12 protein-coding genes are annotated in these 14,370 nt (G+C 58.9%); 3 read left to right on the top strand and 9 right to left on the bottom strand.

Annotation, left to right across the window (positions count from 1 at the left end; all coding sequences use genetic code 11):
• Window positions 1-2: 2 nt before the first annotated feature.
• Complete coding sequence (locus tag K5E40_RS23240) at window positions 3-599, bottom strand: MarC family protein (protein ID WP_221732815.1); 597 nt, start codon at window positions 597-599, stop codon at window positions 3-5.
• Between the two features lie 232 nt (window positions 600-831).
• Between K5E40_RS23240 and K5E40_RS23235 the strand changes: the two genes are divergently transcribed.
• Genes K5E40_RS23235 through K5E40_RS23225 form a run of 3 tightly spaced genes read left to right on the top strand, consistent with a single transcriptional unit; the run spans window position 832 to window position 3,031 of the window.
• Complete coding sequence (locus K5E40_RS23235; protein ID WP_221732814.1) at window positions 832-1,632, top strand: hypothetical protein; 801 nt, start codon at window positions 832-834, stop codon at window positions 1,630-1,632.
• A gap of 59 nt (window positions 1,633-1,691) precedes the next feature.
• Complete coding sequence (locus tag K5E40_RS23230) at window positions 1,692-2,393, top strand: hypothetical protein (protein WP_221732813.1); 702 nt, start codon at window positions 1,692-1,694, stop codon at window positions 2,391-2,393.
• Complete coding sequence (locus tag K5E40_RS23225) at window positions 2,390-3,031, top strand: hypothetical protein (protein WP_221732812.1); 642 nt, start codon at window positions 2,390-2,392, stop codon at window positions 3,029-3,031. Before K5E40_RS23230 ends, K5E40_RS23225 begins: the two co-directional genes overlap by 4 nt.
• A gap of 22 nt (window positions 3,032-3,053) precedes the next feature.
• On the opposite strand, the gene K5E40_RS23220 is transcribed toward K5E40_RS23225, so the two are convergent.
• The 8 genes from K5E40_RS23220 to accC all read right to left on the bottom strand — a co-directional run bounded on the left by K5E40_RS23220 (window position 3,054) and on the right by accC (window position 14,355).
• Window positions 3,054-5,828 carry a hybrid sensor histidine kinase/response regulator gene (locus tag K5E40_RS23220; protein ID WP_221732811.1) on the bottom strand — a complete coding sequence of 925 codons (2,775 nt, stop codon included), beginning with the start codon at window positions 5,826-5,828 and terminating at the stop codon, window positions 3,054-3,056.
• A gap of 99 nt (window positions 5,829-5,927) precedes the next feature.
• A complete protein-coding gene (gene purD / locus K5E40_RS23215; protein WP_221732810.1) occupies window positions 5,928-7,223 on the bottom strand; it encodes a phosphoribosylamine--glycine ligase in 1,296 nt (431 codons plus the stop codon).
• A gap of 153 nt (window positions 7,224-7,376) precedes the next feature.
• Window positions 7,377-8,984: a bifunctional phosphoribosylaminoimidazolecarboxamide formyltransferase/IMP cyclohydrolase gene (purH, locus tag K5E40_RS23210; RefSeq protein WP_221732809.1), complete on the bottom strand. Its 1,608-nt coding sequence runs from the start codon at window positions 8,982-8,984 to the stop codon at window positions 7,377-7,379.
• Window positions 8,985-9,066: 82 nt separating this feature from the next.
• Window positions 9,067-9,387, bottom strand: coding sequence for a DNA-binding transcriptional regulator Fis (fis, locus tag K5E40_RS23205; protein ID WP_002555375.1), 321 nt, complete (start codon window positions 9,385-9,387; stop codon window positions 9,067-9,069).
• Window positions 9,384-10,394, bottom strand: a complete 1,011-nt coding sequence (dusB, locus tag K5E40_RS23200; protein ID WP_221732808.1) for a tRNA dihydrouridine synthase DusB — start codon at window positions 10,392-10,394, stop codon at window positions 9,384-9,386. The genes fis and dusB overlap by 4 nt, the downstream gene beginning before the upstream one ends.
• 185 nt (window positions 10,395-10,579) lie before the next feature.
• The gene (locus tag K5E40_RS23195; RefSeq protein WP_221732807.1) at window positions 10,580-11,830 is read right to left on the bottom strand and encodes a DUF3426 domain-containing protein; all 1,251 of its coding nucleotides are present in this window, start codon (window positions 11,828-11,830) and stop codon (window positions 10,580-10,582) included.
• 30 nt (window positions 11,831-11,860) lie between these two features.
• Entirely contained in the window at window positions 11,861-12,739 is an 879-nt protein-coding gene (gene prmA, locus K5E40_RS23190; protein ID WP_221732806.1) for a 50S ribosomal protein L11 methyltransferase, read from the bottom strand.
• A gap of 257 nt (window positions 12,740-12,996) precedes the next feature.
• Window positions 12,997-14,355 carry an acetyl-CoA carboxylase biotin carboxylase subunit gene (gene accC / locus K5E40_RS23185; protein WP_221732805.1) on the bottom strand — a complete coding sequence of 453 codons (1,359 nt, stop codon included), beginning with the start codon at window positions 14,353-14,355 and terminating at the stop codon, window positions 12,997-12,999.
• Window positions 14,356-14,370 lie beyond the last annotated feature (15 nt).

Raw genomic sequence — 14,370 nt, 5'->3', positions numbered from 1 at the left:
GCTCAGTGCACCAGATACCCTTTAACGCCGGTAAAGATAATCTGCGCTGCCAGTGCGCAAACAAACAATCCCATCAAGCGACTGACGATCTGCAAACCCTGATCGCCGAGAATCCGTTCGATACGGTTGGACAGATAAAGCACCACGCCAACGGTAAAACTGGCCAGCGCAATACTCATGATCGCCGTGAGTTTATCGTCCCAGTGCGGCTGGCTGACGCCCATCACCAACAAGGCACCGATGGTGCCGGGGCCGACGGTCAATGGAATGGTCAGGGGGACGATGGTCACATCCTGCTGCACATTGTCGGCCTGCACTGCGGGTTTACCCTGTGCCATGCCCAGTGCCGAAATGAACAGCACGCTGCCGGCGCCGATGCGGAACGCATCCACAGTAATGCCGAACACATCGAAAATCACCCGTCCGAACAAGTACAGCAGAACGCTGGAGACCAGCGTGGCGACGGCCACTTTCCAGGCCAGGCGGCGTTGCTCCTTGCGCGAATAGCCACGGGTCAGGCTGATGAAACAGGACAGCACGAAGAACGGGCTGTAGAGAACCAGCATTTTCAGGTAAACGCTGAATAACACGTGGAGCATGGTCTTGGCTCGCAGCAGTAGAGTGTAGGGAGAAGTCTATCAGTCGTTCAAGGACTTGTGGGTATTGTCTTATAGAGGCTTTGGCGTTGTTTTTTATTAGGTTGTTAGTTGCTGTTTTATTTGTTTTGGTAATTGGTGTTACATGTTTAAGTTTGTGCCTTCTTGGTGGGTTGGTTATTGTTGTTTTCGCAAGTTCATGAGGGCTTGTTTAAATGATGATAAGGAATTCGTTGTGAGTAACCAAGTAATGCAACAAGGTTTTATTGCTAGCTGCTTGAAAGATATTCAGCAGTATGAGGTTGATCAAGTGCCTGCTATTCATAGTCGCACTTTTACCTCGGGTATTAACGCAGGGGATGCTGTTGAAGTGCCGGGTAAAGGCTCTATCGTGGGTGAAGGTATCTTGTCCTTTACGGGCAACCTCAGTGAGGTAAATCGAACCGATGCGCAAAATGCCTTTCTTTTCGCCAGCCTGGCGGCGAACAAAAAGTATCCTCAGGAAGATCAAGGCCAGGATTGGTATCTTCATTTCCGTAAAGCCATGACCTCCACGGGCTGGACACCTACCAGTATCTACTACAGTGATCTTGAAGTCGGTGGCACCAGTGTCCGGATGGACAAACTGGTGTTGGAGATTCTGGGCTCGGTGCTCGCGGGTGTCGCAGTGCCCGGTCCGACTAGCGCCTTAATGCTGAAAGTGGCAACTGATGCAGTTGCAGCCCTCAGCAAACGTGAGACGGCTTTAACGCTGTATGAACGAAACCTTCTGAATAACGGCGTGGGTGGTATCTCCACCGGCGCCTGTACCGAAGTAAACGGCGTACCCAAAATGGCTGTCGGTGCCGTTCGTTTTCTGCGCAGGAACACGTCGGACAAAGTGTTGTTTGTCGATGTGGATATTCGCAACGTAAAGATGTACCGCGGCGAAACAGTATTTGAAAAGAATAATGATGTCGCCAACGCAACGCGCGAGTATATCCGCAATGCTTTGGGTCTGAATGCGCTTTCTAAAATCGAAGAGTTCGAAATTTAACGAGTGTCAGGAGGGCAGTCGAATATCGACTGCCCGCTTTTATATTCAAGGGTGATGATATGGTCGACGAATACTTAACGGTGGTTGTTGGTAACTCCATTGTGCTTGTGCCTGAATCTGATGGTGTGGCGGCTTACGACGATCTGCTCAACTCGACCTTGCTTGCGCAATTGGTGGCTAATAAAAAGGTCGAAAAATCCACCGGGATAAACTGGTATGACGCTTATGTAGCCGTTCTCGATGACTTCTGGTTGCGCCAAAAAAAGACGAAACAGACATGGGAGTTCAGTCACGACGCAGAAGAACTTGCGCCCGACGTGTTTACCGCTATGTTGACTAACGGTGCTTTGGGTGAAGCCCGCATAACCGCCACGGTTCTAGCGCGAATTGCAAAGTTGCCGGGCGACAATCCCGCGCTCCAACTGCTGCGCCGTTGCATGCAGGCATCAGTTGAATCCGAATCGACCGCAGTGCCAGCGCCGTTGGCGAATGTGCGTTTGCTGGTGATATGCGCGAAATCTCCCACCTCGATCACCAGTGCGTATGTCGAGTTCAAAACTCGACGAGTATTAAGCCCCAATCCATTCCAGCAGCCGCACCCCACTTGTGATCTGCAAGGTTTGGTTTACGTGCATCACGCTCGGGCAAATCTTTCCGAAACCCTTTACGGCCCTGCGCGTGATGCGATTGCCTTGAAAGTCGGAGGCAAGTTCGCGGGCAATGTTGCGACGTTGACCTTGCCAACGGAGATTGAATCATGACGGATCCGATGACACCGCAAGCAGCGGTGGTGGGCGGTAGCGTTGTGTCATTTGCCGGTGGCCTGCCGGCGTCACATCGAGATGACATCTGCATGAGCACCGCTTATGCACAAAGGGCTACGCGCGCGGCGTTTGAAGATGGGCTATCGGGTGACTGGTTCGAGTACTACCGCAACGTACTCAAGTTTGTCGGTTGGGATGTGCCGAAGCCGCAAACCTTGCCGCCCTTGCAGAACAATCTGATGGCCGGCCAGGGGGCGCAGCGGATCTCAACCATCATGGGCGAGGCGTTTTCCGAGCCAATGCGTCGTGCGCTAGTGGCGATGGAGCGAAACGCATCGGCGCGAGATGTGTTCGAGTCCACCAGCCTTCACGGCAGTGTGGGTATCTTTCAATTGATCCCCTGCATCATGAGCGGGCCGAACAAAGTGGAGATGGGCATTTATTCTCGACAGTTCAAGATTGAGCGTCAGGTGCCCGGATTTCTGTACTCCGAGGATGAATCACTGATCTGCGAAAGCGTTGAGCAATTCGCAGCCATTACCTTCAACACACTTCACTACGCCCAGTTTCGGGAAAAGGTAAAAAAGTCGGTGATAACGGGTTCGCTTAAATACTTGAGCAGTCTCGAGATCTGATCGAATCGATGTACAAGGCCACTCAGAAGGTCGATGCCGTCCGGTTTTGCTGATCACGCTGGGCGACCCAATGTTCGACCAATTCACGCAACTGCGACAGTTCGACAGGCTTGGACATGTGCCCGTCCATCCCGGCCTGGCGTGCGCGTTCCTTGTGCTCTGCAAGGATGTGCGCCGTCAGCGCGACGATTGGCGTGCGGATGCGTTGGTTGCTGACTTCCCAGGCGCGCAATTGCTGCGTCGCGGAGAAACCGTCGAGAATCGGCATTTCGCAATCCATCAATACCAGGTCGTATCGCTGGGCTTTCATCGCTTGCAACGCTTCTTCGCCGTTGCTGGCGGTGTCCGGTTGCAGGTTGAGTTTGCCGAGCATGCCGCGAATCACTTTGGTCGAAATCGTGTTGTCTTCGGCGACGAGGATGCGGAAGTCGCTCGGCACTTTCGCCGCCGTGGCGGGGGTGACCACTTGTGGCTGGAACACCACCTGGCCTTTGTTGCGCTGGTTGAGTTCGTCCGCCAGGGTTGTCTTGAGGGTGTAGCCCGCCACCGGTTTGGCCAGAATGCGTTTGATCCCCGAGTTGCGCGCAATGATCTTGCTCGGCGCATTGCTGATACCGGTGAGCATGATCAGCAGGATGTCGTGGTTCAGGCTCGGGTCTTCCTTGATCTTGGCCGCCAGTTGCATGCCGGTCATGCCGGGCATGTTCTGATCGAGCAACACCACATCGAAGTAATCGCGCAGGTGCGCCTTGGTACGCAGCAGGGCCAGCGCCTCCTTGCCTGATGGCACGGCGCTGACGTTCAGACCCCAGGCGCTGCATTGCTGCACCAACACTTTGCGGCAGGTGTCGTTATCGTCGACCACCAGCACCCGCGCACCTTGCAGCGGGCTGTCGAGATCGGAGGTCGGGTGTTCGAGGCGGTCGGGATCCAGCGGCAGGGTCAGCCACAAGGTGCTGCCCTGATTGGCGCCGCTCTTGATACCGAATTCGCCTTGCATCAAACGGATCAGTTGGCGTGCGATCACCAGCCCGAGATTACCGCCCAGACGATTGGCTGAGAGGAAATGCTTGCTGTGCAGTTCGGCGTGCATCAGTGCATCGCGCTCTTCCTGCTCCATTGGCGCGCCGCTGTCTTGTACGGCGATACGCAGGCGTGGCTTACCGCTGCGATCATCGAGAGCGACGACGATCAGCACTTCACCTTCATCGGTTTTCTTCAGGGCATTTTCCAGCAGGCTCAGCAACGTTTGACGCAGACGGGTCGGGTCACCGCTGATGACCCGTGGCACTTGCGGCTGAATGAAGCTGATCAGTTCGACGTTCTGTTGCTCGGCCTTGGCCCGATAGATGCTCAGGCAATCGTCGATCAAGGCGTTGAGATCGAATTGGACGTCATCGAGTTCGATCTGTCCGGACTCGAGCTTGGAGATGTCGAGGATCTCGTTGATCAAAGTCAGCAGTTCGTTACCGGCACTGTGGATGGTCTGTACGTAGTCGCGTTGCTTGACCGATAACGGCGTGCCGAGCAGCAGTTCGGTCATGCCCAACACGCCATTCATCGGCGTGCGGATCTCGTGGCTGATCTTGGCGAGGAATTCGGCCTTGGCGTTGATCTCGGCATTGCTGGCGGCCAGGTCGCGGCTGATGCTGAAGCGGCTTTCGGTAATGCTGCGCTGGCGCTCGCCCAAGGCGATGCTCATCAGCAGGCCGCTGATACAGATGAACGCCATCAGGGTCATGATCAGGCCTTGCGGGGCGACCAGGGTAAGTCCCAGCAGCGCTGGCAGGATAATCAGCGTGCCGATGTTGAACACGACCATTGCTGCGACGAACAGGCGTGCCGGACGATAACCTTTCTGCCAATGGTAGGAGCCGACCAGCAGCATGCTCAGGCCAGCGAGGGCCACCAAGGCGTAGGTGATGATGTTCAGTGGCAGGGTGTTGACGAACAACAGCAGCAGGCTGCAGATCACGATGAACAGAATGTCGCCCAGCAACAGTTTATTCAGCGGGTGCGGGCCGAGCGGGGCGAAGAATCGATAGGCGAACATCAAACCCGCCGGGGCGGTCAGCAGCAGCGCCAGATAAGCCCCCGGGGTCTGGATCGCATGCCAGTTCGGCAGCCAGGGACCTGCGAGGTTAAGCAACAGTAGCAGGCTCAGACTGAGCAGAACTTCGCAGACCGCCAGCCACAGACTGCTGCGAGAGCGGGTGTAGGCGTAGCGGATGAGATTGTGCAGGATCAGCATGCCAAGGCAGCCGAACAGCAGGCCGTAGAGCAGCGTCTGGTTGTGGTTGGCCGCGCTCATCACGGCTGATTGCAAGGTGATGTACGGACGCAACTGATGGTCGGAAACCATCCGCAGATAAACGTCGAGGGGCTTGTCGCTCTGGGGCAGCGGCAACAGGAAGTCACTGCTCGGCAGCGGCCGTTCTGACTGGGGCTGGTCGTTGCCGGTGTTGCGTTGCTCGATCAGCTTGTCGCCGTCCAGCACGTACAGATTGAGGTGTGAAAGGTCAGGGGCGAAGATGCGCAGCACTTGTTCGTGCTTGCCGGGCGCCAGTCTGAATCGCAGCCACAACGCGCCATCGGGCTCGGCTGCCGTGAGGCGGTCAAGGTCGATGGGGCTGAATTGATTGGTGTAGCGGGCTGAGCGGATGTCGCTCAGTTGCAGATTGCCCTGATCATCAAGCAAAACCGACCAGCCACTGCCTTGTGCGGCCAGGGCCGGGAGCATGCAGAGCAAGGTCAGCAGCGTGACGGTGAAGCTTATGGCAATCCTGAGCCAGCGCACGGCGAAATCCCTTCGTAGGTTGATGCCAGAATATAACGATGCGCGGCGGCGGAACAGCCCGGCGAGGAACGGTATCCCACGCCGGACTTGATGCACAGCTTATTCCTGGGTTTCGCCACGTTCACGGGCAATGGCGCGGTAGCCAATGTCCTTGCGGTAGAAGCAGCCTTCCCAATCGATGGCCGCCGCCAGCTTGTAGGCTTGCTGCTGAGCTTCGCCGACACTGGCGCCCATGGCGGTGGCGCACAGCACGCGACCGCCGGCAGTCACCACGTTGCCATCTTTGAGCGCGGTACCGGCGTGGAAGACTTTGCCTTCCAGGCTTGCCGCCGCGTCAAGACCATTGATCGCTGCGCCTTTGGCGTAGTCGCCCGGGTAACCGCCGGCGGCCAGTACAATGCCGACGCTTGGACGTGGATCCCATTGCGCTTCAACTTTGTCCAGCGCTTGTGCCAGAGCCGCTTCGACCAGCAGTACCAGGCTCGACTGTAGACGCAGCATCACCGGTTGGGTTTCCGGATCACCGAAACGGCAGTTGAACTCGATGACTTTCGGGTTGCCCGCCTTGTCGATCATCAGGCCAGCGTACAGGAAGCCCGTGTAGACGTTGCCTTCTTCGGCCATGCCGCGCACGGTCGGCCAGATCACCAGATCCATCACGCGCTGATGCACGTCGGCGGTGACCACCGGGGCAGGGGAGTAAGCACCCATGCCGCCAGTGTTCGGGCCGCTGTCGCCGTTGCCGACGCGTTTGTGGTCCTGGCTGGTGGCCATGGGCAGCACGTTCTTGCCGTCGACCATGACGATGAACGACGCTTCTTCACCGTCGAGGAACTCTTCGATCACCACGCGCGAACCGGCGTCACCGAAGGCATTGCCGGCGAGCATGTCGCGCACGGCGTCTTCGGCTTCGGCCAGGGTCATGGCAACGATCACGCCTTTACCGGCGGCCAAGCCATCGGCCTTGATCACAATCGGCGCGCCTTTTTCACGCAGATACGCCAGGGCCGGCTCGATCTCAGTGAAGTTCTGGTAGTCGGCCGTCGGGATCTTGTGGCGCGCCAGGAAGTCCTTGGTGAAGGCTTTCGAGCCTTCCAGCTGTGCTGCACCAGCGGTTGGGCCGAAGCAGTCCAGACCACGGGAGCGGAACAGGTCGACAACGCCTGCCACCAACGGCACTTCCGGGCCGACGATGGTCAGGGAAACGTTTTTCTCGGCAAAATCGGCAAGCTGCTCAAGGGCCAGCACGTCGATGGCGACGTTCTCGCACTTGGCTTCGATCGCCGTACCGGCGTTGCCCGGCGCGACAAAAACCTTCTGTACGCGCGGATCCTGAGCCACTTTCCAGGCCAGGGCGTGTTCACGGCCACCGCTGCCAATGATCAAAACATTCATTTCAAAAACCTCGGATGACGCTAAATCTGTGGAGCACCTAAGGGGCGCTTTTCTGTGGGAGCTGGCTTGCCAGCGATGCAGGCGACTCGGTTCATCAATCAAACCGAGGGGATGCTATCGCTGGCAAGCCAGCTCCCACAGTGGATCGTGTGCTTAGTGACGGAAGTGGCGCATGCCGGTGAACACCATGGCGATGCCGGCTTCATCGGCCGCTGCAATCACTTCAGCATCACGCATCGAGCCACCCGGCTGGATCACCGCAGTGATGCCGACTTTGGCCGCATTGTCGAGGCCGTCGCGGAACGGGAAGAACGCGTCCGATGCCATGACCGAGCCCGCTACTTGCAGGCCGGCGTGCTCAGCCTTGATCGCCGCGATACGTGCCGAGTTCACGCGGCTCATCTGGCCCGCGCCGACACCGATGGTTTGACGGTTTTTCGCGTAGACGATGGCGTTGGATTTAACGTACTTGGCCACTTTCCAGGCGAAGATCAGGTCGTGGATTTCCTGTTCTGTCGGGGCACGTTTGGTCACGACTTTCAGGTCATCGCTGCCGATCATGCCGATGTCACGGCTCTGTACCAGCAGGCCGCCATTGACGCGCTTGTAGTCCCAGGCCGCAGCGCGGTCAGCCGACCACTCGCCGCAGGCCAGCAGGCGCACGTTGGCTTTGGCGGCGACGATAGCGCGGGCTTCTGCGCTAACGCTCGGGGCGATGATCACTTCAACGAACTGGCGCTCCACGATCGCTTTCGCTGTCTCGGCATCCAGTTCGCGGTTGAAGGCGATGATGCCGCCGAACGCCGATTCGGTGTCGGTGGCGTAGGCCAGTTCGTAAGCCTGACGGATGCCGCCTTCGGCGTCCGGGCTCACAGCCACGCCGCACGGGTTGGCGTGCTTGACGATCACGCAGGCTGGTTTGACGAAGCTCTTCACGCACTCCAGCGCAGCGTCGGTGTCGGCCACGTTGTTGTACGACAGTTCTTTGCCTTGCAGTTGGGTCGCGGTGGCGATACCGACTTCGGCAGGTTTGGCTTCCACATAGAACGCCGCGCTCTGGTGCGGGTTCTCGCCGTAGCGCATTTCCTGAGCCTTGATGAACTGGCTGTTGAAGGTGCGCGGGAATTCGCTGCGACCTTCAGTGCTCAGTGTCTCGGCGGCCTGGTTCACCGTGCCCATGTAGTTGGCGATCATGCCGTCGTAGGCGGCGGTGTGCTCGAAGGCCTTGAGCATCAGGTCGAAACGCTGAGCGTAGGTCAGGCCACCGGCTTTGAGGCTTTCGAGGACATGGGCGTAATCGCTGGCGTTCACCACGATCGCTACGTCTTTGTGGTTTTTCGCGGCCGAACGGACCATGGTCGGGCCGCCGATGTCGATGTTCTCGATGGCGGTCGGCAGGTCGCAGCCTGGCTTGTTGATGGTGGCTTCGAACGGGTAGAGGTTAACGGCAACCAGATCGATCGGTTTGATGCCGTGCTCGTTCATGATCGCGTCGTCGATACCGCGACGACCGAGAATGCCGCCGTGGATTTTCGGGTGCAGGGTCTTCACCCGACCGTCCATCATCTCGGCGAAACCGGTGTAATCCGCGACTTCCACTGCGGCAACGCCGTTGTCCTGCAGCAGCTTGAACGTTCCGCCGGTGGAGAGGATCTCGACGCCCAGCGCTTCAAGCTCCTTGGCGAATTCGAGGATCCCGGTCTTGTCGGAAACGCTGATCAAGGCGCGGCGGATCGGCAGGCGGGTAGTCTGGTCGGTCATCTCAATTTCCATCAAAAGCAAAGGAAGTCAGCAAAAAAGGCGACCGGTTTTACGCGGGCGCCTTTCTGGTTTGATTGAATGCTTACAGCAGATCGTACTGCTTGAGTTTCTTGCGCAGTGTGCCGCGGTTAAGTCCCAGCAACTCACTGGCCTTGGTCTGGTTGCCCTTGACGTAGTTCATCACGCTTTCGAGCAGGGGAGCCTCGACTTCGGAGAGCACCAGGTTATACACGTCAGTGACGGACGCGCCCTCAAGGTGGGCGAAATAATTGTGCAGCGCCTTCTCGACACTCCCGCGAAGGGTCTGACCTTCTTCGCTCGGGGTGTTGAGGTGCTGTTTCAAATTCACGTTGTCGCTCACGGGTGTTGTTCCACTCACTAAAGTCTCGGTCATCATCGTCATGCGGCCACCCCTTCTTCGTCCCCTGTCAGGCTCTTGTAACGCTCGACGAAGAACTCCCGAACGTTGGCGCATTGTGTTTCCGTACCATCCAAACGATTGAAGTGGGCGCGAAACTCCCTGGCGCCCGGCAAGGTTGCGAGATACCAGCCCACATGCTTTCGAGCAATGCGTACGCCCATCACGTCCCCATAGAAAGCGTGAAGTGCGGCCAGATGCTCAAGCAGAATGCGTTCCACCTCGACCAACTTCGGGGCCGGCAATTTCTCGCCGGTACGCAGGAAGTGATCGATCTCGCGAAAAATCCATGGCCGCCCTTGAGCGGCACGGCCTACCAACAGACCATCGGCGCCGGTCGCGTCGAGCACGTAACGGGCCTTTTCCGGCGAATCGATATCGCCATTGGCAAATACCGGCATCGACACCGCCTGCTTGATCGCGGCAATCGTGTCGTACTCGGCAACACCTGTGTACAGATCGGCGCGAGTGCGGCCATGCACGGCCAGCGCGGCGATCCCGGCCTGTTCGGCGATCTTCGCCACGGTCAGGCCGTTCTTGTTGTCGCGATCCCATCCCGTGCGGATCTTCAGGGTGACCGGCACATCAACCGCGGCCACGACGGCCTGCAGGATCTCGGTTACCAATGCTTCATCTTTCAATAACGCGGAGCCGGCGGCCTTGTTGCAGACCTTCTTCGCCGGGCAACCCATGTTGATGTCAATAATCTGTGCGCCCAGTTCGACGTTGGCCCGTGCCGCATCTGCCAGCATTTGCGCGTCGCCACCGGCAATCTGCACCGAGCGTGGCTCGGGATCGCCTTCGTGGATCATGCGCATGCGCGACTTGCGGGTATTCCACAGGCTCATGTCACTGGTGACCATTTCCGAGACCACAAGCCCTGCGCCCAGACGCTTGCAGAGCTGACGAAAGGGCTGATCGGTAACCCCCGCCATCGGGGCGAGAATCAAGCCGTTCTGCAATGTGTATGGGCCGATGCGTACCGCCGACATAGGACTTCCCTGAAGTGGGGCCGGATCATGAGAGTTCGAAAAAGGGTTGGCATGATACCCGCTCTCGATGACTGGATAAAGGCTGAATTGAACAAAATCTGAACAGTTATTCTGTTATCGCCAGCGGTTTGGTTGGGCGCAGCGCAGTCAGAAAACTGCCGTCAATCAGGAAACGGTGAAGCGGTTCACTCGGGTGAGTGAAAACTCAGGCTGTAATTCACCGCTTTCGGGCCTGGATCGAGAATGTCCAGCGCGATGTGGATCGGTGTTTGTGGCGGCATTTCCGCCAGACCTTCCAGATCGCCGTTGAGGTATTCACCCGGTTTGAAGCGGCGACTGGCGATCAGGTGGCCGTTGAGGTCAGCAAAACGCAGCTCCAGTAGCGGGAACGGCTGGGAGAACGTCGCGCGGTTATAGATGATCGCGTCGACGACCAGTGCGCCGCTGAACTCGGGATGACTGCGCACGACCAGATTGCTGCTCTTGATTCGGGCGATATCGACCTTGGACGGCACCGTGCAACCGATCTGCGGGCAGAGCTGCTGGAACCACGGGCGGTATTGATCCTGGCGCGCCAGCTCATCGAAATGATAGGCGATGTACTGGCCGGCGAGGGTGCCGGCTGCCAGCAGCACCAACAGCATCCATAGCAAGCGGCGGCCCCACGGTGACCGGCGTTTCTGCCAGTCCAGTTGCAGCGGGTCATCGGTCAGGTCTTGCAGGGCTTCGGCGCGCTCGCGCTTTTTGCGCTGCGGTTCGATCAATGGCAGATCGTCGTCATCGGCTTCGTGACTGGCGGACCGGCGTTCGCGGCGGGCGTTCGGATCGATTGGATCGTGCAGACGCAGTTGCGGGATCGCGGGTTCGTCATCCAGCTCCACCGGTTCCAACGACAGCGATGGCTCGGTCCGCGCCGATTTGACTGGCTCGATGTCGACGGTATCCGTTTCTGCCTCGGGTTCCGGCGTTCGCTCATCAGCAGGTGCGCTGAACAGGCTGTCGGGCCATGCCGACTCTTCCGGCTCAGGACTGTCGCGGCGGGCGATCAGGGCGTCTTCGCGCGGGCGACCGAGTTCGGTGGCTGGCTGAATTTCCCGTTGTTCGAGGCGGGCGAGTTCTTCGTCCAGATCCAGGCTGTCGAGATCCAGTTCCGAGGCGCTCCACTGCTTTTGGCTGATGGCACGCGGCGTGGGCGGTTCGACGATGGCTGGTGGCTCGATAGCCGGTAGCTCTTCGGCGGAGAGCGCCTCAATCGGCGGTGCGACCGGCGCCACCGCGTCCTTGCCGGCGTGTTGCTCAAGCAGCTGTTTGGCGGCATTGAATACTTGCAGGCAGGCGCCGCAGCGAACCACCCCGCGGGCCACGCTCAATTGGGCATGGCTGACACGGAAACTGGTTTGGCAATGCGGACACTGGGTGACGAAGCTGTCGGTCATGCGGCGATCCGGATTATGCAGGCGGCCATTCTAGCGCCGACGTCCGGTGATGCGCACCCAGCCATCGCGATTGGCGATCGGGTCGAGGTCGAAGTCCTGAGCATACGCGGCAGCGACCTCATCGCCTTGTTCGGCAAGAATGCCCGACAGCGCCAGACGCCCGCCGGACTTGACCAGGCTGGACAGTTGCGGGGCCAGCGAGACCAGCGGGCCGGCGAGGATGTTGGCGACCAGCACGTCAGCTTTGACCTGCGGCAGATCTTCCGGCAGGTACAGCGGGAACAGCTCTTCGGCGATGTTGTTGCGCCCGGCGTTGTCACGCGAGGCTTCCAGTGCCTGCACGTCGATGTCGGTACCGACGGCTTCTTTCGCACCGAGCAGCAGGGCGGCGATGGCCAGAATCCCCGAGCCGCAGCCGAAATCCAGCACGTTGCAGTCTTTCAGATCCTGACCGTCGAGCCATTCCAGGCACAGCGCGGTGGTCGGGTGGGTGCCGGTGCCGAAGGCCAGGCCCGGGTCCAGCAGCAGATTGACTGCGTCAGGCTCGGGCGCGGCGTGCCAGCTCGGTACGATCCACAGGCGCTGACCGAAGCGCATCGGCTGGAAACCGTCCATCCAGCTGCGTTCCCAGTCCTGGTCTTCGATGACTTCGCTGTGATGCTCCGGCAGCGGGCTGCCGGTCAGCAGTTCCAGGTGCGCCAGTACCGGTGCGGGTTCGGTGCCGCCCTCGAACAGGGCCAGCAGGTGCGTGTGCGCCCACAGCGGGGTGGTGTTGAGTTCCGGCTCGAAGATCGGCTGATCTTCGGCGTCCATGAAGGTCACCGATACGGCGCCGACTTCAAGGAACGCGTCTTCGTAGGTTTCGGCTTGTTCCGGGCTGATGGCCAGACGTACTTGCAGCCAAGGCATGGCGGGCACCTTTGAAAAAATATGATTGCAGCCTAGCGGCCAGCGAGAAGCGCGCAAGTTTACGCGAGCGCGCAGGTTTTGTGGGAGCGGCATTGCACCCTGTGGGTGCGGGCTTGCTCGCGAAAGCGGTGTGCCAGACAAATAAACGTATCTGATACACCGCTTTCGCGAGCAGGCCCGCTCCCACAAGGGGTATTTGAGAACTGTAGAAACAACAAAGCCGCCCGAAGGCGGCTCTGTCAGGTGCGGGCTGAAGCTTAGTGCTTCTCGCCTGCCAGCTTGTGCTCGAGGTAGTGAATGTTCACGCCCCCTTTGCAGAAACCTTCGTCACGCACCAGATCACGGTGCAGCGGGATGTTGGTCTTGATCCCGTCAACCACGATTTCGTCCAGGGCATTGCGCATGCGTGCCATGGCTTCGTCGCGGGTGGCGCCATAAGTGATCAGCTTGCCGATCAGCGAGTCGTAGTTCGGCGGAACTGCATAACCGCTGTACAGGTGCGAATCGACGCGAACGCCGTTGCCGCCTGGGGCGTGGAAATGCTTGACCGTGCCCGGGCTCGGCATGAAGGTTTTCGGGTCTTCAGCGTTGATCCGGCATTCCAGCGAGTGACCGCGGATCACCACGTCATCCTGCGTGAACGACAGCTTGTTGCCAGCGGCGATGCTGAGCATCTCCTTGACGATGTCGATACCGGTGACCATTTCCGAAACCGGGTGCTCCACCTGAACACGGGTGTTCATTTCGATGAAGTAGAAACGACCGTTTTCGTACAGGAACTCGAAAGTGCCGGCGCCACGGTAACCGATGTCGATGCACGCCTTGATGCAGCGAGCCAGAACTTCCTGGCGAGCCTGCTCGTCGATGCCCGGTGCTGGCGCTTCTTCGAGAACCTTCTGGTGACGACGTTGCAGCGAGCAATCGCGGTCGCCCAGATGGATGGCCTGGCCTTGGCCGTCGGACAGCACCTGTACTTCGACGTGACGCGGATTGGTCAGGAATTTTTCCAGATAGACCATCGGGTTGCCAAACGCCGCGCCTGCTTCGGTGCGGGTCAGTTTGGCGAAGGAAATCAGGTCTTCTTCCTTATGAACCACACGCATGCCGCGACCACCGCCGCCGCCAGCGGCTTTGATGATCACCGGGTAGCCGACTTCACGACCAATGCGCAGCGCCGTTTCTTCGTCTTCCGGCAGTGGGCCGTCGGAACCTGGAACGGTTGGCACGCCTGCTTCGATCATCGCGTGCTTGGCCGATACCTTGTCACCCATCAGGCGAATGGTGTCGGCTTTCGGGCCGATGAAAGCGAAGCCGGAGTTCTCGACCTGCTCGGCAAAATCGGCGTTTTCCGCGAGGAAACCGTAGCCTGGGTGAATGGCGGTAGCGCCAGTCACTTCAGCGGCAGCGATGATGGCCGGGATGTGCAGGTAAGACTGAGCGGCAGACGCCGGGCCGATGCAGACGGATTCGTCTGCCAGACCCAGGTGCATCAGCTCTTTATCGGCCTTGGAGTAAACGGCGACGGTCTTGATGCCCATCTCTTTGCAGGCACGCAGAATCCGCAGGGCGATCTCACCGCGGTTAGCGATCAGAACTTTTTCCAACTTCGCAGTCATCAAAGGCTCTCCGCA

It is taken from the genome of Pseudomonas baetica (genome assembly GCF_019733355.1).
GTDB classification, from domain to species: Bacteria; Pseudomonadota; Gammaproteobacteria; order Pseudomonadales; family Pseudomonadaceae; genus Aquipseudomonas; species Aquipseudomonas baetica_A.
The sequence above is the reverse complement of the archived record's forward strand: the minus strand, read 5'-3'. Positions and strand labels throughout refer to the sequence as shown.